Source organism: Gemmatimonadaceae bacterium, from assembly GCA_016720905.1.
Lineage (GTDB): Bacteria > Gemmatimonadota > Gemmatimonadetes > Gemmatimonadales > Gemmatimonadaceae > Gemmatimonas.
This window is the reverse complement of sequence record JADKJT010000009.1, coordinates 161,991-188,292: the sequence shown is the minus strand read 5'-3', so window position 1 is coordinate 188,292 and position 26,302 is coordinate 161,991. Positions and strand designations below refer to the sequence as shown.

Below are 26,302 nucleotides of genomic sequence, written 5' to 3'. Positions count from 1 at the left end.
GCTACCAGAGTCCGACCTTCCCCCGCACCGATTCGATGATCGCAGAGGGATCGTATCCCACGCCCTGCTTGAAGACCATCTGCACCTTGCGGATGTCGCCGATCTGCGCCACCGGGTTGCCGTCGATGACGACCAGATCGGCCTGCTTGCCCACCGCGATCGAGCCCACCAGTGCGCCGCGCCCCAGATACGTCGCGCCATTAAGCGTGCCGATGCGGATGGCCTCCAGAGGCGAGAAACCCGCCTCCACTAGCAATTCCAGTGCGCGCTGGTTGGAGTATCCGGGAATCACTCCGCCACCCCCGGTGGGATCAGTGCCAACCACCAGCGTGCCGCCGGCCTTGGCGAAGGCGCGTTCCATAGCCATGCCCTTGGGAAACGCAGCCGTGTACGGCGATTGCGTGGACGTGGCGGTCACGGCGAAGCGCTGCTCGAATTGCTCGCGCAACTGAGGCAGCAGCACATCCAGCCCCGGCGGCATCGGGCGCCCCGGCGTGAATGTTTCGAAGATGGTGAGCGTGGAGGTGACCACCACATGGCGATCAATGAGATACGTGAACAGCGACTGCACCTCGCTCGCCGCAGGATCGAGCGCCGCCATGGTGGACTGCGCCGCGCCGCCGCGCGACACACACCGATCGAGTGGCTTGTTGGGGACGAAATCGTTCATGGCGAAGAAGCCGTGCTCAAGGTCATCGATGCCGGCATCGGCCGCTTCACGATACGTGACCGAGCACAGATGTCCGGTCACCTTGAGACCACGGGCGTGCGCCGCCTTCGTCGACGCGCGCAGTTCGTCGCGCGTGATGTTCATGTACGCCTTGAACGACGTCGCGCCCTGCTCGGCCCAGTACTCCACATGTTTGCGCGCGTCGGTTGAATCCGCGAGCACGCGAACCTGGGCGAAGTTCATGCCGGGTCCTTCCAGATACGGCGCCGTGGCATCAATCCACGGGCCCGCCTTCTCGCCCTTGGCAATGGCCTTGGCTACCAGCAGCTCGCTGTAGCCGTTCATGTTGCCACCCGTGCGCATCGAGGTGACCCCACCCGCCAGATACAGTCGCGAAAAACTCTCCGTCAGATTCCCGTAGATACCCGGACCGGTGGGATAGAACAGATGCTCGTGGACCATGACCAGCCCCGGGATGACGCTCTTGCCGGTCAGATCGATCACCTGCGTGCCGACCGGAATAGTGACCGAAGTCGACGCGCCGACCGCGACAATGCGACCATCGCGCACCAGCACCGTTTGCGCCTCGCGCGCCGGTGCCCCCGTGCCATCAATGACGCGGACGTTGGTCAGGGCGAATGCCGTGGTATCCACTCGCACGAACGAGCGAACAGACGGTCCAATGGGCGGTCGCTGCGCCTGCAGCGTCTTGCCACCCGGCCCTATCAGCGCCAGTATGAGGGCGGGCGTGAGCATACGAGCACGCGGAAGGGCGAGGTAGGCAACCATGGTGTGATTGTCGGGTGTCGAAAGCCGAGGAGGAACCGTGACTGCGAACATGGGACGAAGCCGCGCAATTGCAAGAGCGCTTGTAGCGATGGGCGCATTGACGCTGATGGGACGCCTGGCGCATGCTCAGACGGATAACAGTCACTGGGCCCGAATGGCCGACTCGGCGCTCCGAACGTACCGGCTGTCAGGGCTCACCGGCACGGCGGGCAGTTCAGCATTGGCGGCGGCGAATGCGCCGTGGTCGACCGCCTCTGGCTGGCGGCGCACGATCGACGGCGGCGTCAAACCGACCGTAGTGCTGGTTGCGCCAGCGGACCGCCCCGCCGTGTCGCTGGAGTGTCCGATGCCGGTTGCGTTCGCGCCCGGCCAGCAATTGGCGACGTCGCGCGCCACTATGGATTCCGCGGCCGCGAATCCGCCTGGATCACCGGTCGCGATCCCAACGCGACGATACCCCTGTGTCAATCCGCTGCGACCGTAGCTCGGGCGCACACGAGGTGGTGGGATTACTGCTTGAGGAAACGCACTGACAAGAGCCGAGGCAGCGCCCCGGACTCCACGTCGTCCTCAAGCGACTCACCCAGGTGTACCAGCGTCAGGCCTGCGGCGAGTCCGCCGTTGACGTAGTCGCTTACGGCGTGCAGATAGGCCGGGACGTGCACCACGTCACCGGTATCGGCGGCAGTAAAATGGGCCTGCCCGCCGCGCCACTGTCGAAATGGGTGCAATTCGCACAGCCACAGCGTGCCACCCGTGCGCAGCACCCGTGCCGCTTCATGAAACACCGGCGCCAACCGCTCGACGTGTTCAAGCACGAGGTTGCCGACAACCACGTCGATGCCGAGCGATGCCACCGGCCACGGTTCGCGCACGTCGTGTTTGACGAAATGCACATGATCGCCAATCACACGACGACGCGCGCGCGCCAGCATGCCCGGCGAGAAATCCATGGCGGTGACGTCACGCGCGCGTGATGCCAGCCACACCGTGTTCTTGCCGGTGCCACACCCCAGCTCAAGCACATCGGCCCCGTCAACCGGCAGCGCGCTCTGCCGCAACACCTGTCCATCAAGATCACGCGTGGGATTGCGGTCCGTATCATACGAGACCGCCCAGCGATCGTAGGCGTGCGCAATCTCGTCCTGCATGGGCGTCGCGAAACGCCTACAGCTTCTTCAACGCCGCGGCGCTGGCTGTGATCGACGCCAACGCGTCCTTGGGCGCATCGTGCTCGATGTACCAGTGCTTGAGTCCCACCTTGCGCGCGGCCTTGAGTATCGTCTTGAAATCGATCGTGCCGGCACCGACGTCCATCATCGCCAGTTCCGGCGCCGGGCCGGCATCCTTCACATGGCAGTAGGCGATGCGTTTGGGGTGCGCGGCGATGAGCTTGAGCGGATCCTGACCCGCCTTCACCGCCCAATACAGATCGAGCTCGAAATCCACCAACTTGGGATCGGTGTTGGCCACCAGGATCTCGAAGCCGTTGGTTCCGACGGCCTGCGGCGCAAATTCGGCATCGTGATTGTGATAGCCCATCCGCAGGCCGGCCTTTTTCGCCAGTTCCCCGCTGCTGTTGAGCCGATCCGCCAGTCGTTTGTACCCGCCCTCACCACGGAACTCCGAACCAAACGACGGCACGATCACGCAGTCATGCCCCATGCCATTCGCCATGGCGAAATGCGGCTCCCACTCGGCGTCGGTTTTCGGCAACCCGATATGCGTCGAGGGCGACGTCATGCCATGCGACTTCATCAGGTCTCGCCACCATGTCGCCGGCTTGTTGTAGTAGCCGGCGAATTCGAGTTCGGTAATGCCCGCCGCCGCCACGGCGGCGATGGTGCCTTCGAGATCCTTGGTCATCGCAGTCCGCACCGTGTACAACTGCAACCCGATGCGCTCAATGCGCCGCGCCTCGTCAGCGGTGCCTGCGCGTGCCGTGGCGAGTCGCGGCAGCAGGGCGCCACCGGCCACTCCAGCCGCCAGCATCTGCAAGACGTTGCGACGCGAAATCGTGTGTGTCTCCATGGGCCTATTCCTCCAAAGAAGCCAGTCGTGTCAGCGCATCACCGGTCACCCGGTATGTGGTCCAGTCACCCTGCGGTCGAGCACCCAGTGCACGATAGAAGCGAATCGCCCCTTCGTTCCAGTCCAGCACCGACCACTCCAGCCGTCCGCAGCCCCGCGAAACGGCCAACGTGGCCAAGTGCTGCAGCAACGCCGTGCCGATGCCGTGCCCCCGAAATTCCGGGCGCACAAACAGATCTTCCAGATAGATCCCCGGTTGCGCAAGGAAGGTCGAGTAATTGTGAAAGAACAGCGCAAATCCGGCCGACACCCCCTGCCACTCGGCGATCACGACCTCCGCATACGGGCGCGCACCAAACAGCGTCGCGCGCAGCGCCTCGTCGGTGGCCAGGCATTCGTGTCGCAGGCGCTCGAAGTCGGCCAGCCCTTCAATGAGTTCCCGGATCAGTGGAACGTCAGCCTCCGTCGCGGGCCGCAGTGCCGTCGTCATGAACGATTCAGCGTCGCTGATGAGTCCACCGGCCGCTGCGTGTCAGCACGGACTCGTATTGGCGCGACCGCACACGCACCTCTGGCACGACATCCAGTGCCATCCGCGCGACCATCAGCTCACTCACCGCCGGAATGCGCTCCTCGATACTCTCCAGGTTCCACGTTGCACCGGACACGGGACCGGTGACGATGCGCATCGGCGGCGTGCTCCGGCTGTGCCCCAACTCGCGCCCTCCGTCCGATGTCATCTGGATGAGCGAGTCACCGCCAACCACGATACGCGCCGGACTGCCCGGGAGCGGAAGAAACCACACTTCGAGAAAGGTGGGCTGCGGTAACGGTACCGGCGTGAACTCGTAGGTACCGGCTCCCGGAAACGGGGCCGACAAGCCGCGTAGCAAGGCGCGCGCGGTGCCGTTCACCCGTGCCGTGTCGATGCGATCGGTGGTGAGCACCCCGCCAGCGCCGCGAAAGGCATACTGCAGGCGCACGTCGATGCCACCGTCGGTGAGTTTGCCGAAGACGCCACGCCATTCGCGCCCTTGCTCCACGCACGTGATGGACCATTCCCGGGGCACCTGACCCAACGCACCGCTCCGCAGCGCGGACACCGTACCCTGCAGACACCGGAGGTAGCCAAGGGCCGCTTCGGCGCGCGCATCGCGTTCGGCAAACAAGCCTTCGAATGTTTCCGGGACTTTGGGCGACTTGGGGAGCTTGGAGATGTCGGGGGCGCCTGGGGGACGCTTGACCGCCGTGCCCTGCGCCAGCAGCGGCGTGCTGCACAGCGACGACGTAATGCCGAAGACGGCGCCGGTGATCGCCAGACGCGTCCAGGTCGATCGAGATGGCCTACCGATTTGCATCTCGCAATCTAGCGGAGGGGTGGGAGCGGTGAGGGGCATGAGGGTGAGCAGAAGAAGCGTCGAGCGTTAGAGGGGTGAGCCGGCGAGGGTAGGACTGAGTTCTGCCCTCGCTGGCTGACCCCTCTAACGCTCGACGCTTCTTCTGCTCGCCCCTCATGCCCCTCACCGCTCCCACCCCTCAGCGTTATGGAGGCACCCCACCAGCCCTTGAACAGCATCACGAGAAGTCAGTCAGTGCCGCGGCAACCTGACAGTGGCTCCGCTGTCGCTTAACGAGCCGCCCGGGCCGTTGGTCGGCGCAATACGGAAAACCCCGTTGCGTTCAGCCAGCAACCCGACGGCGGCGTCAATCAGTGGATCGCGGTCCCGCTCGTACAGCGACGGCATCCAGGTCAGGGCCACATGCGGCGGCACGCCGCGCCACTCAATGGGTTGGCGATCCGGACCGAACTCCAGCCATTGGGGCACTGTGTAGGACCAGCCGTTGCCCAGCGGATAGGTGGCCGGATTGCCCGACGCGCCGCCGGTCGTGTCGCCAATGACCGTGACATTCGGCAACGTGCGCATGGCAGCGACGAAACTCTCCGTGGCGCTGAACCCCGCCCGACCGGCAATGACCACCACGGGTCGCAGATATTGCCACGGGCCTCGCGGCGACACCACCCGCGCGGTGGGGACATCGAGGTCGTCGTGCAGCGGTCCATTGCGCACTTGCACATACGACGCGGCGAAACTGCGTGTGGTGAACCGCGACGCGAACGCCAACGCCGTGGCGTCGCTGCCTCCCCCGTTTGTCCGCAGGTCGATAATCAGCCCTGGCGCCTCCCGCACGCGTGCCATGGTCAGATCGAGCGCCGAGACGTCAACCGAACCCGACCAGCCACTGATGAACAGATATCCGTAGCCACCAACGTTCGCTTCTCCGATATCGCTGGCGCGCTGCACATAACCAGCGTCGCGCAAGGCGCGTCGCCACCGCGCGCCATCGAAGTTCGCCACGTGCGTCGGCCGGAAGGTCGGCACGGCCTGCCCTCGCGGATCCACCAGCCAGACGTGCAGATCGCGCAGCGGCTCAAGCATTTCGCGGGTCAGCGCGATGAACTCCGCCTGAGAATGGGCGCGTTGCGCGCGGCCACGATACAGCGCTCGCTGCGCACTCCAGTCCACGCCCTTGTAGTCAAACGACGGATACAGGGCGTCAAACCGCGCCCAGAGCGAATCGAACTGTGCCAGGTATGTCGACGACGATAGCGGTTCGCGTGGGGGGGCCGCCGATGTCCCGTGCAGGGCGCACGACGTGAACGGACCGGCGATGAGCATCGCGGCCAGCACTATGGATCCCGCGCGTCGAGCTACGGCGTGCATCCGATAGGCACTATTGAGGAAGGCTCAGGCCGGGTACCGGCACCGACACCCGGGACACAATAGGGAAATACACTCCGAACCACTGAACGATGACATCAAACGGGTCCACGGTCCAGCAAATCGGGACGAAATTTCGTCCGCCCGTCGCCTCAGGACCCTCGACTGTGCCCCAGAGCCACTTGTCGCGCCAGCACCGCCAGATCGGGGGAGGCCTGCACGGCGTCGTAAAAGAGCCGCTGGAACGCGTCCCCGTCGACGTCGGCCCGAAGCAGTGACCGGGCCCGGTCCAACAGCGACCGCGCCTCGGTGGTGCCCAGCACCTGCTTCTTGTCGCCGGTCCGTTCGTCGATCATCAGCACCAACTGGGCCATCGGACGCAGCCAGTCGAACCACGGGTCGGCGATGACCAGCTGCAGGAAGGCGCTGTTGTTGGCAATAGTTCCCCGCGCCTTCTCGTACCGTATCCGCTCCACGGCCAACAAGGCGCGGTGGACACGAAGCAGGTCGAGGCGAACGGCCTCCAATCGGGCAAGATCGTCGGCGGTGGCCCGGACGTCGTCGCCGGACGGTGGCGCGGACTGATCGTTGGGTAGAGAGGGCGTTGGATCGTTCATTCTGGTGTGTGCTCTGGCAAAGGAGTCTTCCTCGATCGAAGCTGGGGCACTGAAGGCCACTGGACAAGCGGTTGCCCCACGTGCTGAGTACGGTTTCTTGATTTCTTCCCGGAAACGGACGTTGGGGGACAGTTGCGCGTGATGCGAAGATTTCGTGCCGGTGTGAAAGGAGTGGCGATGGCCATGCTCGGATTCGCGCCCTTCGCGGCGCTGGCCCAGGGCGCGAGTGCCGGAGCGCCTGATAGTGCGAACGCACTGGGCGCGGTTGGCACCGCACCGCATGCGGGGCCGTTACCACTGCCGTTTCGCGGCGGGCCGCTGATCACGGGATACACCGCGTGGGCCGGCTCGGCCTTCTCGATGCGCACCGCGTCGAACAACGAGAAGTTTGCCGGAGCCGCGCTCCAACTGATGGGTGTGCAGCTGTCGCGGTCCCTGTTCGTCCGCAAGGGCATTCAGTTCACCTGGCTGGTGGAGATGCTGCCGGTGATGTCGGCCAGCGTCGGCGCACCGGTCAATCGATTGCCCACGTCCACCAAGAACGCCGACGCGTTTCGCGACCCCGTTCGGTTTGCGCGATACACGCTGCATGACGCCTACGGCGCAGGCATTGCGCCGTTCGGTGCAGAGCTGTCGCGACCGCTCCTGTCGCGGTTGTCGGCGGTGTATAACGTGACGGCAGGAGCCGCCTTTTTTTCGGCCGTCATTCCGTACGGCAAAGCCACCCAAGCGAACTTCACCGCCGCGACGTCGGTGGCGCTGGAATGGCGAGTAACACAGCGGTATGCCGTGTCATCCGGCTACAATCTGCATCATCTGTCGAACATGAGCTTCGGTGCGGCGAATCCGGGGCTCAATTCGCACGTGCTGTTCATGCGAGTGTCGAAGGCGCGGTTCAGGTAGAGACGGGAGACGGTAAGACGGAAGACGGGAGACATCCGATTGGCTGGATGTCTCCCGTCTCCCGTCTCCAGTCTGCCGTCTTCATTCGCCAGACCGTCCGCCGTTGCCCCACCGCTATCCGATCGGCTTCGGCTTCGCCGGCTTGGTCCCGTTCAACTGCGGCCGCGGCCCGTTGCTCACTTCCACCACGATATCCTTGATGTAGTTCGCAATCTTGGCGTAGTGCGGATAGTCGATGTACTCGGGCTCGTCGCTGCGCTGGTGATAATCGCCGTGCAGCCCCGTGAAGAAGAACGCAATCGGCACGCCCGCTTTGGCGTAATTGAAGTGATCGCTGCGGCCGTAGATGTTGTTGTACCCGGCCCACTCGATGGGATTGTCGAACTTGTAGTCCAGCGTGAGCGGCTTGGCCTGCTTGGCGTTGACCGCCTTCACCGTCTCGCCCAGGTCCTTCGAGTCGAAGAACGAGCCCACCACGCCCACATAGTCGTCGCTGCCGCCGGGGATGTCTTCCGCCCGTCCGCGACCAATCATGTCGATGTTGATCTGCGCCACCACCGAGTCGAGCGGAACGGTGGGGTTGGCGGTGAAGAACGCCGAGCCCACGAGGCCCGCTTCCTCGCCAGTGTGCCATACGAACAGCGTCGAACGCTTGGGCTTCACCTTCATGTTGGCAATCGCTTCGGCGATCTCCAGCACACCCATCGACCCGGAGCCGTCATCGTCCGCACCGTTGTTGATGGAGTCGAGACGCGGCTTCGGATACAACTTGCGAATGCTGTCCATGTTCACGCGGAACCTGGACGTCACTTCGATGGTCGGCTGCGCCATGTTGTTCGCGATCTGCCAGCGGATGCGCTGATCGTTGAACGCCTTGAGGGAATCCTTGTCCACCGGCGCGGCCGTCATGCCGACGTGGTCGTTATGTCCGCCAATGGCGACATACTGATTCTTCAGCACCGGGTCGCTGCCCGGGATGATGGCGACGACATTGCGTCCGAAGTCCGTGGGGAGATCGACATAGTCGAGTGACGCGTTCACCACGCCGCCTTTGGCCCCCACAGCCACACCGTCAAAGGTCGTACGGGCGAACAAGCGCGCCGCCGCCGCCTTGGTGATGCGCAGCGCCGCCTGTGGCTGCAGCGCGGCCAACTGCGCCTTGAGCAACGCAATGGAGTCGACCGGCGCCGGCGCGGCACCGCCACGCCCACCACCCGGAGGTCCGCCGCGACCACCCGCACCCTGCGAGGCAACCGTTGGCTCGTTCAACGCCACCCGCTGCGCCGGGGTCAGGTTGTCCAGGTCGATCGTGGCCACCGCGGCCGCGTCGGCGAACCGATTGGGGGCGGGGGCCTGTCCGCCCCGGCCGCCACCAGGACCACCAGGACCACCAAACGCCTGCGGACCCTGCGGACCACCGGCGCCGCGGCTCCCCGCCGCCGGCAGCAACACCACGAACTTCCCGGCCGCCTGCGCCGCAGAAATCTGCGACGTGGTGTCGCCAGCGGTGCCGCCAAAAATCACTTCGGCATTGGCGAACGCCCGCGGCGCTCGGGCGCCTGGGATGGCCACCACATCGACGTTCCACGCGAGCGGATTGCCGTCCACCGTCACCCGTGAATGGTCGGTGAACTTCTTCAGGTGATACGGCAGCACCTGGAAGTAGGTGCCGTTGTCGCCCGCCGGCAGCAGCCCAAGCCGCTTTACTTCGGCGGCGATGTAGTCGGTGCCCTTCTTGTTGCCCAGCCGACCAACCTGCCGACCCATCATGGAGTCATCGGCAAACTGATACAGCCGGATCTGCAGGTCGCGGACGTCGATGGCGGCCTTGGTGGGGGCCGGCGTGACGCGGGCGGGATTGCCATAGTGATTGAGCTTCCCGGCACTCTTCGCAGCAGCCTGCGCGTGGGACAAAGCGGGCGCGGCGAACAGCGAAAGGCCGATAGAAAGACGGGCGAGCCCGAGGGTTCGCATGTGTGCTCCAGGTGGGGAAATGAGGTGGACGAGCGGTCGCTCTCAAACTACGCACGAACGGCTGTCTGTGTTCGCGGATCCAGTCCATATTGGCCTTTCGAACATTCCCTCCAAGGATATCAGACATGTGGCTGCTCGTAGCCTTTGCGCTCCAAACGACTCCCCCTCCTGTCCCTACCGCCTACCAGGTGTTGGCCGCCGAACATGCGCGTGGCGGTGACCCGCGATCATTGGCGGTCCTGAACGCCGCCGTTGCCAGTGGCGACACGGTGCTGCAACGACTGGCGGCGAGGGCGTTTGGTCGCATCGAGCGCGCCGATCTGGTATCCGGGATTTCCGGCTTGCTGCGTTCGCCGGCGGCATCGGTGCGTCGGGAAGCACTGAACGCGTTCGGGCAGAGCGGCGCCTCATTCGACTTCAGTGCCCTGTTGACCAGTGAGCGCGACGCCACCGTTCGCGCGACGTTGTACGAGACGATCGGTCGGTCTCCCGCGGCCAAGCCCGGCACGCCCGCCGTGCCGCCGTCGGCGGCAGTGGTGCGGGCGCTCACCAACGGATTGCGTGACACCGACGCGGTGGCTCGCACCGGTGCGGCACGCGGATTTGAATCGCTGATTCGACGTACGGGTCGATCATCGCGTCCATCACCCGAGACGGTGGCCGCGCTGCGTGTGGCTTTGCGCGACAACGGCGGGGCGGAGATTCGACAGCTGCTGCTGCTGGCGCTCACCGCTGCGGGTGATCGCGATTCAACCACGATGGCACTCGCACTGCGCGACACCAGTGCGCAAGTGAGACGTTTGGCCGTGGCGGCATCCCGACAGTGGATTGACGACCCGTCACCACTGGTGCGATACCAGGCCCTGCGCGTCGCGGGCACCTGCGAACGCGCGAGTGCGGCGTTGCGTGACGAAAGCCAGCATGTGGTACTGACGGCCATCGACCTGTTGGGTGAAAAGAAGTGCCCCGCCCCGCTCATCGATTCGCTGATGCGCAACGGCGCAGACTGGCGGGTGCGCGCGCGGGCCCTCGTGGCCATGACCAAAGTCGATACGTCGCGCGCGCAGGCCGGGTTGGCACGCGTGGCCGCGTCGCGCGAGTGGCAAGCGCGCGCCTACGCGGCGACGGCCGCCAAGGCGCTCAAGCACTCCACCGCGCTCGCGCAATTGGCACGCGACACGGCTCCCAACGTGGCCATCGCCGCGCTCTCCACCGACGACGACGCACGACGCGCCCTCAGGAGTTCCCACTCGGGTCTCGTGTTGGCGGCCGCCGCGCACTTCAAGAACTCGCCGACGCTGGGAGCGAATACCACACCGATGGTCGATGCGTTGCTACGATTATCGGCACAGCGCGTGGCCACCAACCGCGACCCGCGCATCGCATTGCTGCAGCGACTGCAGGAGGGCGCGGACTCGGCGGCGGCGGTTCGACTGATGGTACTGACACGGGATATCGATCCCGACGTGGCGGCGCTGGCCGCCAAGGTGATGACCGAGCGCGCGCACCTTGCCGCCACGCCGGCCACCACACGCTATCTCCCGGCACCGTTCCCGTCGGCGGCCACGCTCAATGCACTGCGCGGCGCCACGGCCACATTGCGTTTCAGAAATCTGGGAACCGTGGACATTGCGCTGTTGCCCGACGAGGCCGCCGTGACGGTGGCAACCTTCGTGCAGCTCGCCGAGCGTGGCGCGTTCAACGGCCTCACGTGGCATCGCATTGTCCCCGTGTTCGTGTTGCAGGGCGGCAGCCCCGGCGCCGACGAATACGATGGACTGACCCCCACGTTCATGCGCGACGAAGTCGGCATGGCGCGGCATGCCCGCGGCACATTCGGTATTTCGACGCGTGGCCGCGACACGGGTGATGGTCAGATCTTCATCAACCTGGTGGACAATTTTCGGCTGGATCACGACTACACGGTGTTCGCCACCATGCTCAAGGGCTTCGAGGTGATGGATCGCGTGCAGGAGGGCGACGTGATCGAATCGGTGACCATCGTGCGGCGACGTTGATGACGCTCTCCTGCGACATCCTTGGCGCGAATCGTATCTTTCGTCGCTGCGACACTGCGGAAGCACCCTCCGACCTGCCTGGAACTGATTGATGCGTCCTGCTCCCCTGCCTGCGTTCATCGTCACCTTCGTTCTCGCGTTTGGTTCGCCCTCAGTCACGTCGGCGCAGGCGGCAACCGATACGGCGTCGCTGGTGGGCGCGCGAAGTCCCTCGTATGCGCCGGACGGACGCCTGGCGCTGAGTATGGACGGACACCTCATGCTGCAGCGCACGCCAGGCGCACGCCTGGTGGCGCTGACCAGTGGATCGGCTTGGGATCGCGATCCGGCGTGGACGCCTGATGGATTGGCCATTGTGTTTGCGTCCGACCGCGGGGGCAACTACGACCTGTGGCGTGTGGCGGTGAATGTTGACGGCACGGCCGGAGTCCTCACTCAGCTCACCAGCACACCGCAGCAGGAAACCAGCCCAAGCGTCGCGGGCGACGGGCGCATTGCGTTTCTCCGAGGCAGCGGCAATGCCTCGCGCGTGTGGGTTATGGATGCGGCCGGCAAGGCGGCGCGTGTAACCACCGGTGGCGACACCGAGCGGTCTCCGCAGTTTTCACCCAAGGGAACGTTCCTCGCGTTCCTCACCGTGAACGAAGCCGGGCGCCGCTTGAGCGTCTGGTCGATGGCGCCGAATGCGACCGCGTCGCAGCGATGGACACAGGCCGTCGACGCGTCGGCGGATTACCTGTCGTGGGCCTGGGACCGCGAGCGCCTGGCCGTATCGACACGTACCGGCGTGTTCATCGTGCCCCGCATTGGCGGCTACTCGAACTTCCTGTCCACCGCGCGCGGCCAGACCGCATGGTCGCCGGATGACAAGACGGTGGCCATTGCGTCATTCGAAGAGACCAACGTGGGATACAACGGTGACCCCGATCGCGGCAGTGACCGCAGCGCAGTGGTGCGCGCGTCGGCCGGTGCTGCGACTGAACGGCTAACATTCGCCACAGCGCCAGTGGCACCGAATATCACCAGCGTACAACGGTTGGCCGGCGGCGATTCGCGCGCCGACCGCAACGCCGCGGCGTTCGACCGGGTGTGGGATCGATCGGCGCGATTGTACTTCTCGCAAGCCGATGCCACCGCCCGGCGCGCACAATGGGAGTCCATCAAGACGTCCCTGCGTCCGCGGGCCATGGCGGCAAGCACCGACAGCGCGCTGGAGGCGGTCATCCATGAGGCGCTCAAGGCACGACCCACACTGCGGGAACCCGCCAGTGGGCGCGCGGCAGTGTCCAGCGCACACCCCGTGGCCACGGAAGCCGGGCTGGAGATACTGCGCAAAGGCGGTAATGTGGTTGATGCGGCCGTGGCCGTGAGCTTTGCCCTTGGCGTGGTGGAACCGGATGCCAGCGGCATTGCCGGCTACGGCGAGATGGTCATTGCGCTCAAGACATTGGCCAAACCCACGCTGTTCGAATTCATGAGCCGCGTGCCGGAAGATGCGGGGTTGAGCAACACCTCGCTGCTGGTGAATGGACGCTATCCCAGCGACGGACCGGTGCTCACCAACGTGCCGGGCACGGTGAGTGGCATGCATACCGCGTGGCTTCGCTATGGCAGCAAGAAGGTGCCGTGGGCCGAGATTGTGGCGCCGGCCATTCGCGCCGCGAAGAACGGATATGTGGTGAGCGAGGGGCTGGCCACCACGCTGGCCACCGAGCGCGAGCATTTCGCCAAGTACGAAGGCAGTCGCGCCCTGTTCTTCCGCAATGGTGAACCATTGCAGGCGGGCGATACACTCAAGAATCCCGACCTGGCATGGGTGCTGGAGCAGATTGCCAAGAACGGCGCCGACGGATTCTACAAGGGGGAGGTCGCGGCCAAGTGGGTGAACGATTTGCACGCCAAGGGCAACGCCATGAAGCTGAGCGATCTGGCGCGCTACTTCGCACCAGAGCGTGAACCGGTGAGTGGCACTTATCGCCACTACACCATTTACTCGGGCGCGCCGCCGGTGAGTGGTGGTGCGGAGCTTGTCGCACGACTCAACCTGCTGGAGCAGTATCCGGCGCCCACGTCGTATCGCGACAATGCCGCGTCCATGCACGCGGCGCTCTCGGCGTGGTTTCTGGTGCCCAGCTCGCGCAATCGCATTGCCGATCCGGCCATGTGGCCGACAGACGTGGCGCCCATCATCAACAAGGACACGGCGCGGGTGCGGTGGGGGTGCTACAACCCTGACCGGGCACTGACGCCGGAGAGTGTGCGCGGGGATACGCTGGGGTGTTTGAAGGAGAGACGGGAGACGGGAGATGGGAGACGGGAGACGACTGACGCGAGACGGGAGACTGAAGACTCGCCTTGCGGCGAGGGGCATGCGGCGGAGATGACGGTATGCCACGCGGCGGGGACCACGGCCTTCACCGTGGCCGACAACGATGGCAACATGGTGGCGGTGACCCAGACACTCGGCACGTGGGGTGGGAATTTCTACGTGACGCCGGGGTTGGGATTTCTCAGCAACGACAAGCTCACGTCGTACGGCACCGATCCCACGCAGTACGGGGCGCGTCTGCCATTCTCGCGTCACGGCAGCACCATTGCCCCCACCATTGCCTTCAAGAACGGCAAGCCATTTGTAGCCGTGAGTGCCGCCGGCAACGCCTGGATTACCAGCGCGGTGTACCAGTCGCTGCTGGGTGTGCTGGATTACAACCTCAGTCCGCAACAGGCGCTGGAACTGCCGCGATTCCTGCCCGGCGGCGGCGGGGCGCCGGGCGGTGGTCGTGGCGGCGGCGGCGGTGCACCCACCACGCCCACACCGTACAGCATTCAGCTGGAAGACGGGTTCGCGCCCGACGTGATTGCGCGACTGCGCACACTGGGGTACGGGTTGAGTTTCGTCTCGCTGCGCGGTGAAGTGCGTGAAGGGTATGGCGCGGCGGTGCGCGTGGACGGGAAAATCGTGACGGCCGGTGCCGATCCGCGGCGGGCCGGCGCAGCGGGCGCCATCAAGTAGGCCACACAGTGGACAACACCGATATGTCCTTCGACCTCGCCACGCGCTTCCTCGAGCGCTCGCGACACTACCTGTGCGTCGAGTATCCGGCCAAGATCGCGGCCGCGCTGCGCACGATTCCGCCCGAGCAGCTGTGGTGGCGCGCCAATGACGGCGCGAACAGCGCCGGCAATCTGGTGCTGCATCTGAACGGCAACGTCCGCCAGTGGATTGTGTGCGGTGTCGGTGGCGCGCCCGATGTGCGCCGACGCGACGTGGAGTTCGCGACCCGCGGTGGTGCCGGTTGCGAGACGTTGCTGGCGGGTCTTCGCGCCACCTTGGACGAAGTCGACGGGGTGCTGTCGCGCCTCACCGCCGACTCCCTGAGTGAGCCCCGCACCATCCAGGGTCGCGACACCACGGTGTTTGCGGCCGTCTATCACGTGGTGGAGCACTTCTCGGGTCATACGGGCCAGATCATCCTGCTGGCCAAGTCGTTCTCGCCCGGCGCGGTGCGCTTCTACGACGACGCCGGCGGGCTGGCCCGACCGTTGTTCCTCCCCGACGGCGCGCACGACATCGACTAGTCGACGCACATGCCGCTTGGATCGCGGTGTGCAGTGGCCCATCTTTCTGGGTCCGCTCTGCGTAGGTGATCCTTCTGCCACACCCCGTGCCCCACGCCCGTTGATCCGCCGCAGCATCCGTAGCCGCGTCCTCCCGCCGACGTTCCTGCGGCGCACTGGGTCGTTGGCCATCGGCGCGGGGCGCTAGATGTCGCGCTCTCAATCCGTGGTGCGTGATCACCACACGGCCGTCTGGCCCGCCGATCATCGGCTGGTGTACGTCGTCGATATCGATGCGACCCCGCAGGCGGCCGGTCTCGTGTTGGAATTGGGCACGGAAGAATGCGATAGCGATGGGAACTGGGGTCCTACGGCGCCGTTTACGTTTGCCGCGTCAGTCTGGCTGGCCGCCCCCGACCCCATCGACCGACAAATCTCCGAGATGCTGCTTGGCTCCGCCCGGTCCAGCGTCTACGGCCAGGCGCCGGGCTCCGGATTCGTCATCGGGGCGCGCGCACTTTCCACCACGCTCCGCAAGATTTGCGATACCGGTCGGCTGCGCACGCGCAGTCAGAATCCTGACCTGGATGGCCGCACGCTGGAGATGGACAGCGGTGCCCCATGGCGCCTGGCACTGCGCATGTCTCACGCCGACAACGGCGAATACATGCTGGACGGTCATTTCGTGCGCCCGCAAGCGACACTGCCCCTGTCAGAGCCATGGTTGGTGCATTCGGCGGGTTTTCTGATAGCCGGGAATACCGTGGCGGTGCTCGATCACGGCGGCACGTTCCCCATCATCGCCGACTTGCGCAGCACGCCGTCGCTGTCACTGGGGAACGATCCCACGGAGTTACTCGATCGATTGTATGCGCTGCCGCGGCTGCCGGAGTTGCAGCTGCCCAGCGACGTCGCGGTTGAGGAGTCGCATGTGGACCCCACGCCCGTCGTTTCCATTGGCGGCGAGGACGTGGTGTTGCAGCCCAACCTGATGGCGCCGCTGACACTCGAGTTTCTGTATGGCGCGGTGCGGGTGAACGCCGTCTCCACCAGCACCATGCTGTATGATCGGTCGCTGGGTGTGGTGCATCATCGGCGATGGGACGCCGAACACGCGGCCTTGTCGCGACTTCGGGTGCTGGGCTCCAGTGAGGAACGGAATCACCTCACGCGGGCACGCCAACTCACCGTGCCGCGCACCAAGATGTCGCAGATGGCCTTTGAACTGGCGCGAGAAGGCTGGCAAGTGCATGCGTTCGGACTCACGTATCGCGCGCCCAGCAAAGTGCTGGCCATGGTACGGTCCGGCATCGACTGGTTCGATGTGTCGGGGCTGGTGAGTTATGGCGACCTCGAAGTGCCCGTCTCGGAACTGCTGGCCGCTCGGCGACGTGGCGAGGACCTGTACGAGTTCGAAGACGGCACGCTGGGGTTGATGCCCAACGACTGGCTCGATCAGTTTGAACCATTGCTGCAGTATGGCGAGCCATTTGAAGGACGCACGCGCTTCAAGAAGTCGCAGTTGGCACTGCTGGACGCACTGCTGGCCACACTTCCTGACATCGATGTCGATCAGACATTCGCCCAGGCGCGCGCGGAATTGGCCGGCTTCAATCGCATCACGCCGGTTGATCCGCCGCCGTCGTTTCGTGGGGCGTTACGCGAATACCAGCGCGAAGGACTGGGGTGGCTGCACTTCCTGCGCCGTTTTGAACTGGGCGGATGCCTGGCCGACGACATGGGCTTGGGCAAGACCATCCAGGTGCTGGCGTTGCTGGAAGCGCGCCGTATCGAGGGGGTGGGGCCGTCCATCATTGTCGTGCCGCGCTCGTTGGTGTTCAACTGGTTGCGCGAGGCCGAACGGTTTGCGCCGGCGCTGCGCATGCTTGATCACAGCGGCATGTCGCGTCGCATCGGCGCCATCGATCCGGCCTCGGTGGACGTGGTGATCACCACCTACGGCACGCTGCGCAGCGATGCCGGCGAGCTCACGGAAATCACGTTCGACTACGCCATCCTGGATGAAGCCCAGGCCATCAAGAATGCCGGGACGGCCACGGCCAAGGCGTGCCGCTTGTTGCGCGCGAATCACCGGCTGGCATTGAGCGGAACGCCCATCGAGAACCGCATCGAGGAGTTGTGGAGCCTGCTGGAGTTCCTGAACCCCGGCATGATGAGCGCGTCCACACGGTTCGCATCGCTGGGCCGGTTCGCCTCGTCGACTGCCGCCATTGACGCGCAATCCGCCGATCGTTCGCTGCTGGCCCGGGCGCTGCGTCCCATCATTCTGCGGCGCAAGAAGGAAGACGTGGCCAAGGAGCTGCCGGCACGCGTGGAGCAGACGCTGGAAGTGGAGATGGAGCCGGAGCAGCGGCGCGTGTACGAAGACATCCGCGTGCATTTCCAGCGCAGCGTGCTGGAGCGCGTGGAACGTGATGGCATGCAGAAATCGCGTATGCACATTCTTGAGGCATTGCTACGACTCAGGCAAGCCGCCTGTCACACGGCGCTGGTGGACGCGCGGCATGCGGCCGTGCCCTGCGCCAAACTGGATGCGCTCATCCCGTCGCTCAAGGAGATTGCGGCCGAGGGGCACAAGTCGCTGGTGTTCTCGCAGTTCACGTCGTTCCTGTCGCTGGTGCGGCAACGACTGGACGCCGAGGGCATCGTGTACGAGTATCTCGACGGACGGACGCGCGACCGCGAGGCGCGGGTGAATCGGTTTCAAACCGATGCCGATTGCCCGGTATTCCTGATCAGTCTCAAGGCGGGTGGACACGGGCTCAATCTTACCGCGGCCGACTATGTGTACCTGCTGGACCCGTGGTGGAATCCGGCGGTGGAGGCACAGGCCATCGACCGGGCGCATCGCATTGGGCAGTCACGCCACGTGATTGCCACGCGACTCATCGCGCGCGACACCATCGAGGCGAAGATCCTGCAGTTGCAGGAATCGAAGCGCGCCCTGGCCGACGCCATTCTCACGGCGGACAAGGGTGTCCTGGCGTCGATTGGGCGGGAGGAGCTGGAACTGCTGCTGGCGTAACGCGGCGGTGGTCGCGCGCGTTACGCAAGCAACGACGACTACTGCCTGAGCCGCAGCGTCCTCAGGTTTTTGTCGGCCAGAATATCCTTCTCGTAGAACGGCAGGTGCAACCACTGGCCCTGCGAGTACAGTCGTGTCTGATCGGCGTAATACGGCGAAGCCGGGTTGTCCGACTGCGAATACGTAAGGATGCCGTGTGGGTCGACCGTGCCATCGGCATTCCATCCCACGACCTGGATGTAGCTGTTGCCGTGCACAATGGGCGTGTAGCCGTCCTTCTTGAGCTCCGTGGTGATCACGCTCCACATGCCCGTCGCGCCATCCCCACCGGGAATGGGAATGCGCTCGCCGTTGCGCATCTCATACTGAATGCTGCCCAATGTCGCGTCGAGCGGAATGCCGAATTGCGCCAGTCGCTGTTGTGTCTGCGCCAATGCCCGACGCAACCCTTCACGCACGCCTGGCTGTTCGACCGCCAGACCTCGCGGCGTGTTGGCCGCATCGGCGGCATTGAATGGCACGCGGTACAGCCCCGGAATGCGCGCCGCGAGCCGCCAGAACTCTCGCCATACGTGGCCGCCGCGACTGTCCACCGTTTCCTTGCGGTTCCACTGCGACAGCGCGCGACACGACGGCGTGATGTCGACGGCGCCCGTGGAGAGCACCACCGGTTCAACGGACGCCGAACACAGCGTAAGCAGGTCATCCAGCAGCAACTCGGCGCCGTAGTTGCGGTGACTGAACAGCATCTTCTCCAGCGTTTCGGGCGTGGCCTTGGCACCGCTCTTCAGGGCCTCCTCGATAAACGAGATGCCGGCCCGTGTGCGCAGGCTGCGCGCCGTGCGCTCGGCGCCGATGATGGGTGAGAACCCTTCCAGCGGCAACAGCGGATTCGACAGCCAGTAGCTGTCATTGGCGTTGGACACCACATCGTCACGTCGCAAGCGAGGCATGGACTGCGCGGGCATCGCCCCGACAACAGACGCGCGCGCGTCGGTCTTCCATTCGCACGTGGGGTCGGTGCCGTTGAGCACAATCACCTGTGCCGGCACGCCCGCAGGCTTCACGCGGCAGCGGTCAATCAGCGCGGCGTCGACATTGGGCACCACACTCAGGTCGGCATAGAACGCCGTGCCGTTCCGGTCGGCCGCAATGGTATTGGTCCACGACACGCCCTGCAGGCTGATCGCCGCCTCCACGTCATCGATAGAGCGCGCCTTGTTGAGCGCATCGTACGTGATGGCATTGCGGTCGTTCGTCAGATTCACGTCGCGAATGGCGTAGGCTCTGGCGGCCGTCCACGGCAATTGATCGGATACCACCACCGGTCCGTAGTGCGTGAGGTAGACCGTCTTCGCCTCGGCGCTGACTGCCCCACCGTCTTCCTTGACGGGCACCTGCACGGTGACCGGCGTCATGCTGCGCCAGGTGTCGCCGAACTTGTACTGTGTGGCGTCGGCCGGATTGAGGTCGAGTGCGTACAGCGTCGAGCGCATGCCGGTGGACACGGTGTGACTCCACGCCACGTCCTTGTTGAACCCGATGGCGACGCGACTGGTGGTATACAAACTCACGCCCATCACGTCGAGCTCACCCGGGATCGTGGTGTGGATCATGTGAAAGCGCGAGGAGCCCTGCCACGGATAGTGCGGATTGCCCAGCAGCAGTCCTCGGCCCGACGCCGTGACGGCCTTGCCCATCGCCACCGCGTTACTGCCAATGCCGTCCGGCATGTCGAAGTCGGTGGAGAGATCTCCCACCTTTTGCCCGGGAGGCGCCGCGTTCGCCATTTCCTTCTGGTAGCGACCCAGCCCGTAGCGAATCCCGACGCCGATGATGAGGCGAGTCAGGTCGGCGCTGGTGAGTGGCCGCACCCACGCGCTGTTCGCGCATTCCTTGGGCAGGTCGCCCCGATGATCGCGCAAGAACCGGTTGTAACCCGCCACATAGCCGGCGTCGAAACGGTTGCTGTTGACGGTCTGGCGTGTGCCGTATGACTTCACGGTGGCGGCATCAAGCACGGCGCGATGGAATACATCACTCTCGCGATTGCCCTCGGCGGCGCCGAAGTGACGCGACAGTTCGCCATTCACCATGACCACATCGCGGGCGATGGTGCAGACCGCGTCGGTGGCGGTGGCGTAGGCGAACCCGTAGCCGAGGCTGCCCCAGTCGTTGGCCTTGACGTGCGGGATGCCGTAGCTGGTCCAGCGGATATCGGCCTGGTAGCGCGGAGTCTTTTGCGCCCCGGCACTGCTGGAGGCGACCGCGCACAGCGCTGCGACGAGCAGCGCCGAACGGCGAGTACCGCAGTTAGTCTTCGCGTCGGATACGGCCATCTCAACTCCCCGTTGACGAAAGTGCCTCCGGCATTTCCGCCGGCTCGAACAAATCAAGTTTCATCAAGTCCATCGCCACGCGTCCATCGGCACGCGTCTGGTTGAAGACGCTGGCGAATTTGGCCCCCCACACGATGTCTTCGCTGCGATACGAGCGACGCGTGGACACCCGCGTGGCGAACGTATCGTCGGTGCCCTGCATCAGCACCATGACCTCGACTTCCCGCTCCTCAAGCGCCCGTTCGGTGAGATTCCACAGCGGGCTCTCAGGGGTAATCGGGTGCACGAGGGTCCAGGCCAAGGGGAAGAAATTGACCGTGCGACGTTCAAGGCTGAGTTGATGATAACGACGTCCCAGGCCCGCAATGCCTTCCTCGAGGATCGAGAAGCTGACCTGCGCTTCCATCTCGATGAGTTCGTTGCGGCGCTTGTTGGCGACGCGGAACATGAGCGCGCGTCCAGTGTTGTACGGCGCTACAAGCGCCATGGAGCTGAACTGCAGCGACATGGTGGGCCGCGCAAAGCGGGCGAACAGCAGGCCGGTGATCAACGCTTGCGCCAGCAGGCCGATCAATGCTTCGATAGTCACCACCATGTTGCCCGCCACGCCATTGGCAATGATGGAGCCATACCCGATGGTGGCGAACGTCTGCACGCTGAAGAAGAACGCCTGCCAGAACCGACCTCCGAGTGCAGCGACCCCGGCTCCAGACAACACGTCGGGCCCCAACACCAGAAAACAGACGGCGAAGAACAGGTTGATGCCGAGATAGACGACCGCGGTCCACGCGAGGAACTTCGGCCAGGTGGTGGTGAGCGCATCGTGGTACACGCTGCCGGCTTGCGACCAGGGCAGTCCTTCGCGTACGACATTGAACGAACCGTCGGGATTGAGCAGTCGCCGCCCGCGCGTGTTGGAGACGACGCGCCCCAAGCCGAGGTCGCCTTTCTCCTCCTGCGGGTTGGTTGCAGGCCCTGACATCATCGCATGGCGCCGTACACCAGTACTTTGAACGGCTCGCCCACATCCACATCGGTGCCATACATGTTCGTGAAGATCAAACCGATCAATCGCTCCTTCGGGTCGGCCCAGTAGGTGGTCTTGAACGCGCCCCCCCAGGAGAACGTCCCCACGCTCACCGGCGAACGGAAGTCGATCTCTGGTGTTTCCAGGGCGAATCCGAGACCAAAGGCCGGCTGCAGCGCGCCAACCTGGTTGGTGAGCATCAGTTCCACGGTTTTGCGACTGAGCAAACGGACGCCATCGAGTTCGCCGCCGTTCAGAAACAGCTGCAGAAAGCGCGCGTAGTCGGCCGTCGTGGACGACAAGCCGCTGCCACCGGAAAAGTAGGTCACCCGCCGCATGGGAAAATCGGGATCCATACCGCTCTGCTTCTGGTGGGCCGCCTCCAGCACGCCGTCCTTGTTTGGCTGGTGCAGCGCCACCAGTCGACTGCGCTTGTCGGCCGGCAGCTCGAACCACGTGTCGTGCATGCGCAACGGATCAAGTATCCGTGTGCGGAAGAACCGATCCAACGGCATGCCTGACAACACTTCCACCACCCGGCCCAGCACGTCGACCGACAGGCTGTACGTGAAGCGTTCCGCCGGGTCCTGCTTGAGTGGCAACTTGGCCAGTACGTTGATGCGATCCTCAAGCACATCGGACTCGCGACCCATGGCCGTCACGCCAGCCTTGGCGTAGATGGCCTTGAACTCGTCGCTCCCAATGTCGGCATAGTCCAATCCCGACGTGTGCGTGAGCAGTTGCCGAATGGTGGTCTTGCGACGCGCGGGCCGCGCTTCATAGCTGGAATCGGCCGCGTTGAACTTGGTGAGCACCGTCTGTTTCGCAAACGCCGGAATGTACTTCTCCACGGGGTCATCCAATTGCAGCCGGCCCTCTTCCCACAGCATCATGATGGCCAGCGACGTGATGGCCTTCGTTTGCGAGGCGATGCGAAAGATGTCGTCGGTACGCATGGGCGTCTTGGTGCCCAGGTCACGCACGCCGTACGCCTTGTGGTATTCCACACGCCCGTCGCGCACCAGCATGACCACGGCGCCCGGAATTCTCTTTGCCGCAATCAAACTCTCCACCCATTGGTCGATGCGTTCGACACGGGCTGGAATGAACGATGGGGCGGTGGCGCCAAGCGTGCTGCCGCCGGACGTGGCGGGCGACGACCGCTCTGCCTGAGCGGCCAACATCTGAGGCAGCAGGGCTATGCAGGCGAGTACGAAGACGTGACGGCGCATGAGCGAGGCAGTAGAAATGTTCGATGAGATGCGCCACCGCGTGAATCACGCAGCGACACCAGCGGCGTGCTCCGCGTGCCTAGGTTGACAACCGCTGGCGCGTTCCCAGCAACAACGCGATCGCATCGGCCAGATGTTCCTCGGCGATGTGATGATCGCCGCGTTCCACGCGCAGGAGCTGCGCCCTCATGAGGACATCCGCGGCTCGGAATCCCTCGGGCACCTCAAACTTGTAGCAGGCCAGTTCGACCTTGAGCCCGTTGGGGTCGCGCAGATAGATCGAGTCCATGAATCCGCGATCGCGCTGGATGAACTCGATTCCCAGTGCCTCGAGGCGGGCCGGGGCCATGGCGAACGTGGCGCGCGAGACATTGAACGCGAGATGTTCGACGCACCCCACCTCGCGCGGCGCATGGCGGCCGGCATTGGCATGCGATTCGTTGGTGAACACCGTAAGCAGTCGGCCATCACCCGGGTCGAAATACAGGTGATTCTCGTCGGGCTTGCCGAGGTTGGGCTGCTCAAGGATGAATGGCATCCCCAGCACACCCTGCCAGAAGTCGATGGCACTCTGCCTGTTCGACCCGACAATGGTGGTGTGGTGGACGCCTTGGACCTGAATGGTCATGAGGTACAGACTGGGAGACGGGAGACGGGAGACTCACTTCACCGGTGGCTCCTCAGGACTCAACGCACTGCGGGGAACGTCGAATGTGCGACGTGTCCCCCTCCCGGGCAAGCCGCCCTACCGATTCAACCAGTACGCCACCTTGATGAGAAACGTGTTGTCCGGGTGCAGGCGGAACAGGTCGCGGTAGTCCTGCGACCAGGAATGATTCAGGTTTTGATCGCCGAAGTCTTCCCGGCCGTGCGCCCAGACGACAAACAGCGTCGAGCCGGGGCGGTACTCCCAGCGCGCCACCGTATTGGTTCGCAGCTGTGTGTACCGGAACTCGGTGGGCGCACCAGCGGGCGCCGCAAAGGGCCGAAAACGATCCCCATACGAATTCGCGTGTGGTGTGCCGCTCACTTCGCGCACGTTGGAGTACTCGCCGGTGGCCACAAACGGCTGTCCATAGAACTCGAAGGAGAGGGCGGGCGTCACCGTGTAGTTCAGTCGCATGTTCATCGACACCGTGCGCTGGTCCAGGTGCGCGAACGCATAGTGCGTCGCCCCGACGCCGTCGGCAAAGTTCCCGTACCACTGCGCATCGTCGTGATTGGTGGAGTATCCGGTGCCCACGTTCAGCTGCAGCCGCGGGGACATGCGCAGGTTGATGTACGGACTCCAGGAGGCGCCGTGCGAATGCCCCTCGTCGGTGGATGAGAAGTTCACGAAGGCGCCGCCGGACACGGACTGTCGGCTGTCGGAGTTGATGCCGCCCCAGGGATAGAAGCCACGCGATGAACGCAGCGTTGGTCCGCCGCGTGTGCAGCGGTCGCAATACGCCGCGCGCAGGCCACCCAGCGTGCCGCCCAGATGGGCATTCCAGTTGTTCTTGAACCCCATGTGCCCGTTGACATTAACGGCGTCGTCGAGTCGCGTGCCCGAGGTATTCCAGCGCTCCCAGTGATTCACGTTGGCCTGCGCCCAGCGGTAGATACCGCGGGCGTTTCGAAAGCTGAGAGCGGCCCACGTGCTCCAATCCGTAACATCCGCTCGACGCAGGTAGCCCAGGTCATTCACCTCAAACCCGGCCGATTGGCGCACGACACTCGTCTCGAATCGCGTGATGCCCCCGCCGTACTTGCCGAACTTGAGCTGTTCGGCGTGGCCGGAAAGCGTCTGACGCGTGGTATCGACGGTCGCGTCGTCGCCCGGTTGCTGGTAGTAATGCACCGGACTGCGCTGCGTGCGCGCGATGGCCAGTGGGGAGCCCTTCACCTGCGACATCGCCACCTGGCCAACCAGTTCGTACTGCTGTTTGTGAAAGCGGTTTCGGAAACTCGCTCCGGTCACGTACGCCGCGCGATGCAGGAAGGGCGCACTGAGTGTGTCAAGGGATCGATCGACCGCGGTGGCGATAAGGCTGAGTCCTGTCTCGCCCCCGCGCAGATCCTGTTGTACGCGCAGCACGGAGTAGCTGGTGGCCGGTTCGACGGTTCGCGCGTTGGGACCCGCGACACGCGGCGTCAACGCCTCAAGCGCGCCAAACGACAGGCCGGATTGCGTGCGACCCGTGAGCTTGCCCGCCGTGGCGATCGGCGTGGAATTGGCCGTTCGGGCGTCGCCATACACGCCGCGCAGCGAGGGCGACCGCCCGATACGACGTGAGTAGAACAACCCCTCGTTGGTCTGGCAATCCACCACGATATAGCAGTTGAGCTGGAACTGATATAGCCCGGTTCCCTCGACAAAGAACGGCCGCTGCTCGGCAACAAACGTCTCGAAGGCCGTGAGATTGAGGACGGCGGGATCGGCCTCCACCTGACCGAAGTCGGGGTTCACCGTTGCATCGAGTGTGACGTTGGGTGTGATACCCACTTTGATGTCGGCGCCAACCGTCAACTGCTGGTCGCGATTGAATTGGGCGTTGGGCAACACGCGTTGCTGGTTCTTGGTCACTGCATACGGCGTGAGTTCGGCATGCCGGGCGCTGGAGATGCCGGCCAATCCGGTCAGCCGACCAAGCTGCGACGCCAGTCCATTGCGCGTCGGGGAGTATTCCGGCCACGCCTCCCGTTCGTTCAGGCGCTCGATGTCACGCCAGATGCCAAATCCGAATGTGTGATCGGCGGTTCCGGCGTATCGCAGTTGCGACAGGGGAACCCGGAATTCCGCCGTCCATCCTTCCGCGTCGACCGTGGTGGCCACGTCCCAGACGCCGTTCCACGATTCGTCCTCGTTGCCATCATTGCTGATCGAGTAGTCGCGCTTGACACCATCCGGATTCACTGCCAGTTCGTAGCCCGAGCGCTTATCATCGTACGAATCGATCAACAGCTTAATCTGGTCGGATGGACCGCGCACGTCGCGTCGCGAGAGGGCGTGCATGATGCTGTCGGGGTGCGGGTCGTGCATACGCACGAACACATAGAAGTTGCGCGCGTCGTAGGCGACCTGGAATTCCGTGCGAAACGTGGGCTCGCTGTTGACGTGCGGCTCGAATTGTCGAAAGCCCGTGGTCTTGGGCGCAGAGCGCCACACCGGGTCGTCATCGCGTCCGTTGACACTCGGCGCCTGTAAGGCGCGAGTCGCCGCAACGCTCGCGGCCGACAGCGGCACGGCAGGCGCAGACGGTTGCGTCGCCTGCAGGGCGGCGACCACAGCGTACAGGGGAACGAGCACGCCACACTCCGGGAGTTGGGGACTCCCGTTGGACATCCTGTCGTCCGAAAGGGTTGGGATCGGTCCGCGGCATAGCGGACCGACCGACC

General features: G+C 64.6%; 19 protein-coding genes. 6 read left to right on the top strand and 13 right to left on the bottom strand.

Annotated features, from left to right (window positions below):
- Position 1: 1 nt before the first annotated feature.
- Positions 2 to 1,459, bottom strand: a complete 1,458-nt coding sequence (locus tag IPP90_10405; protein ID MBL0171128.1) for an amidohydrolase family protein — start codon at positions 1,457 to 1,459, stop codon at positions 2 to 4.
- Positions 1,460 to 1,547: 88 nt separating this feature from the next.
- Here IPP90_10405 and IPP90_10400 point away from each other — a divergent pair, with 88 nt between their 5' ends.
- Positions 1,548 to 1,943: a hypothetical protein gene (locus IPP90_10400; GenBank protein ID MBL0171127.1), complete on the top strand. Its 396-nt coding sequence runs from the start codon at positions 1,548 to 1,550 to the stop codon at positions 1,941 to 1,943.
- Between the two features lie 25 nt (positions 1,944 to 1,968).
- Here the strand turns inward: IPP90_10400 and IPP90_10395 are convergent, their stop codons facing one another.
- The 6 genes from IPP90_10395 to IPP90_10370 form a co-directional block, all read right to left on the bottom strand.
- Positions 1,969 to 2,610, bottom strand: coding sequence for a class I SAM-dependent methyltransferase (locus IPP90_10395; GenBank protein ID MBL0171126.1), 642 nt, complete (start codon positions 2,608 to 2,610; stop codon positions 1,969 to 1,971).
- 16 nt (positions 2,611 to 2,626) lie between these two features.
- Positions 2,627 to 3,490: a sugar phosphate isomerase/epimerase gene (locus IPP90_10390; GenBank protein ID MBL0171125.1), complete on the bottom strand. Its 864-nt coding sequence runs from the start codon at positions 3,488 to 3,490 to the stop codon at positions 2,627 to 2,629.
- Between the two features lie 4 nt (positions 3,491 to 3,494).
- A complete protein-coding gene (locus IPP90_10385; protein ID MBL0171124.1) occupies positions 3,495 to 3,980 on the bottom strand; it encodes a GNAT family N-acetyltransferase in 486 nt (161 codons plus the stop codon).
- Positions 3,981 to 3,987: 7 nt separating this feature from the next.
- Positions 3,988 to 4,848, bottom strand: a complete 861-nt coding sequence (locus IPP90_10380) for a hypothetical protein (protein MBL0171123.1) — start codon at positions 4,846 to 4,848, stop codon at positions 3,988 to 3,990.
- Positions 4,849 to 5,079: 231 nt separating this feature from the next.
- Positions 5,080 to 6,213, bottom strand: a complete 1,134-nt coding sequence (locus tag IPP90_10375) for a hypothetical protein (GenBank protein ID MBL0171122.1) — start codon at positions 6,211 to 6,213, stop codon at positions 5,080 to 5,082.
- A 149-nt stretch (positions 6,214 to 6,362) separates the two neighbouring features.
- Positions 6,363 to 6,827 carry a hypothetical protein gene (locus IPP90_10370; GenBank protein ID MBL0171121.1) on the bottom strand — a complete coding sequence of 155 codons (465 nt, stop codon included), beginning with the start codon at positions 6,825 to 6,827 and terminating at the stop codon, positions 6,363 to 6,365.
- A 141-nt stretch (positions 6,828 to 6,968) separates the two neighbouring features.
- Here IPP90_10370 and IPP90_10365 point away from each other — a divergent pair, with 141 nt between their 5' ends.
- The gene (locus IPP90_10365; protein ID MBL0171120.1) at positions 6,969 to 7,730 is read left to right on the top strand and encodes an acyloxyacyl hydrolase; all 762 of its coding nucleotides are present in this window, start codon (positions 6,969 to 6,971) and stop codon (positions 7,728 to 7,730) included.
- 114 nt (positions 7,731 to 7,844) lie between these two features.
- Here the strand turns inward: IPP90_10365 and IPP90_10360 are convergent, their stop codons facing one another.
- Positions 7,845 to 9,704 (bottom strand): M28 family peptidase, encoded by a 1,860-nt coding sequence (locus IPP90_10360; protein ID MBL0171119.1) that lies wholly within the window; start codon positions 9,702 to 9,704, stop codon positions 7,845 to 7,847.
- A gap of 125 nt (positions 9,705 to 9,829) precedes the next feature.
- On the opposite strand from IPP90_10360, the gene IPP90_10355 reads away from it, so the two are divergent.
- From IPP90_10355 to IPP90_10340, 4 genes are all read left to right on the top strand, one after another.
- Positions 9,830 to 11,722: a peptidylprolyl isomerase gene (locus IPP90_10355; protein MBL0171118.1), complete on the top strand. Its 1,893-nt coding sequence runs from the start codon at positions 9,830 to 9,832 to the stop codon at positions 11,720 to 11,722.
- Positions 11,723 to 11,813: 91 nt separating this feature from the next.
- Complete coding sequence (locus tag IPP90_10350; protein MBL0171117.1) at positions 11,814 to 14,735, top strand: gamma-glutamyltransferase; 2,922 nt, start codon at positions 11,814 to 11,816, stop codon at positions 14,733 to 14,735.
- Between the two features lie 8 nt (positions 14,736 to 14,743).
- The gene (locus IPP90_10345) at positions 14,744 to 15,301 is read left to right on the top strand and encodes a DUF1572 family protein (protein MBL0171116.1); all 558 of its coding nucleotides are present in this window, start codon (positions 14,744 to 14,746) and stop codon (positions 15,299 to 15,301) included.
- Between the two features lie 187 nt (positions 15,302 to 15,488).
- A complete protein-coding gene (locus tag IPP90_10340) occupies positions 15,489 to 18,326 on the top strand; it encodes a DEAD/DEAH box helicase (protein MBL0171115.1) in 2,838 nt (945 codons plus the stop codon).
- Positions 18,327 to 18,364: 38 nt separating this feature from the next.
- On the opposite strand, the gene IPP90_10335 is transcribed toward IPP90_10340, so the two are convergent.
- The 5 genes from IPP90_10335 to IPP90_10315 form a co-directional block, all read right to left on the bottom strand.
- Positions 18,365 to 20,665, bottom strand: coding sequence for a penicillin acylase family protein (locus tag IPP90_10335; GenBank protein MBL0171114.1), 2,301 nt, complete (start codon positions 20,663 to 20,665; stop codon positions 18,365 to 18,367).
- Position 20,666: 1 nt separating this feature from the next.
- Positions 20,667 to 21,647, bottom strand: a complete 981-nt coding sequence (locus tag IPP90_10330) for a hypothetical protein (protein ID MBL0171113.1) — start codon at positions 21,645 to 21,647, stop codon at positions 20,667 to 20,669.
- The gene (locus IPP90_10325) at positions 21,647 to 22,924 is read right to left on the bottom strand and encodes a beta-lactamase family protein (protein MBL0171112.1); all 1,278 of its coding nucleotides are present in this window, start codon (positions 22,922 to 22,924) and stop codon (positions 21,647 to 21,649) included. The genes IPP90_10330 and IPP90_10325 overlap by 1 nt, the downstream gene beginning before the upstream one ends.
- A 79-nt stretch (positions 22,925 to 23,003) precedes the next feature.
- Complete coding sequence (locus tag IPP90_10320; protein ID MBL0171111.1) at positions 23,004 to 23,552, bottom strand: VOC family protein; 549 nt, start codon at positions 23,550 to 23,552, stop codon at positions 23,004 to 23,006.
- A 117-nt stretch (positions 23,553 to 23,669) separates the two neighbouring features.
- Complete coding sequence (locus IPP90_10315; GenBank protein MBL0171110.1) at positions 23,670 to 26,213, bottom strand: carbohydrate binding family 9 domain-containing protein; 2,544 nt, start codon at positions 26,211 to 26,213, stop codon at positions 23,670 to 23,672.
- Positions 26,214 to 26,302 lie beyond the last annotated feature (89 nt).

Bases quoted from the DNA above. Each gene is read 5' to 3' on its own strand.
- IPP90_10405 (MBL0171128.1), bottom strand. From the start codon at position 1,459: ATGGTTGCCTACCTCGCCCTTCCGCGTGCTCGTATGCTCACGCCCGCC.
- IPP90_10400 (MBL0171127.1), top strand. From the start codon at position 1,548: ATGGGCGCATTGACGCTGATGGGACGCCTGGCGCATGCTCAGACGGAT.
- IPP90_10395 (MBL0171126.1), bottom strand. From the start codon at position 2,610: ATGCAGGACGAGATTGCGCACGCCTACGATCGCTGGGCGGTCTCGTAT.
- IPP90_10390 (MBL0171125.1), bottom strand. From the start codon at position 3,490: ATGGAGACACACACGATTTCGCGTCGCAACGTCTTGCAGATGCTGGCG.
- IPP90_10385 (MBL0171124.1), bottom strand. From the start codon at position 3,980: ATGACGACGGCACTGCGGCCCGCGACGGAGGCTGACGTTCCACTGATC.
- IPP90_10380 (MBL0171123.1), bottom strand. From the start codon at position 4,848: ATGCAAATCGGTAGGCCATCTCGATCGACCTGGACGCGTCTGGCGATC.
- IPP90_10375 (MBL0171122.1), bottom strand. From the start codon at position 6,213: ATGCACGCCGTAGCTCGACGCGCGGGATCCATAGTGCTGGCCGCGATG.
- IPP90_10370 (MBL0171121.1), bottom strand. From the start codon at position 6,827: ATGAACGATCCAACGCCCTCTCTACCCAACGATCAGTCCGCGCCACCG.
- IPP90_10365 (MBL0171120.1), top strand. From the start codon at position 6,969: ATGCGAAGATTTCGTGCCGGTGTGAAAGGAGTGGCGATGGCCATGCTC.
- IPP90_10360 (MBL0171119.1), bottom strand. From the start codon at position 9,704: ATGCGAACCCTCGGGCTCGCCCGTCTTTCTATCGGCCTTTCGCTGTTC.
- IPP90_10355 (MBL0171118.1), top strand. From the start codon at position 9,830: ATGTGGCTGCTCGTAGCCTTTGCGCTCCAAACGACTCCCCCTCCTGTC.
- IPP90_10350 (MBL0171117.1), top strand. From the start codon at position 11,814: ATGCGTCCTGCTCCCCTGCCTGCGTTCATCGTCACCTTCGTTCTCGCG.
- IPP90_10340 (MBL0171115.1), top strand. From the start codon at position 15,489: ATGTCGCGCTCTCAATCCGTGGTGCGTGATCACCACACGGCCGTCTGG.
- IPP90_10335 (MBL0171114.1), bottom strand. From the start codon at position 20,665: ATGGCCGTATCCGACGCGAAGACTAACTGCGGTACTCGCCGTTCGGCG.
- IPP90_10330 (MBL0171113.1), bottom strand. From the start codon at position 21,647: ATGTCAGGGCCTGCAACCAACCCGCAGGAGGAGAAAGGCGACCTCGGC.
- IPP90_10325 (MBL0171112.1), bottom strand. From the start codon at position 22,924: ATGCGCCGTCACGTCTTCGTACTCGCCTGCATAGCCCTGCTGCCTCAG.
- IPP90_10320 (MBL0171111.1), bottom strand. From the start codon at position 23,552: ATGACCATTCAGGTCCAAGGCGTCCACCACACCACCATTGTCGGGTCG.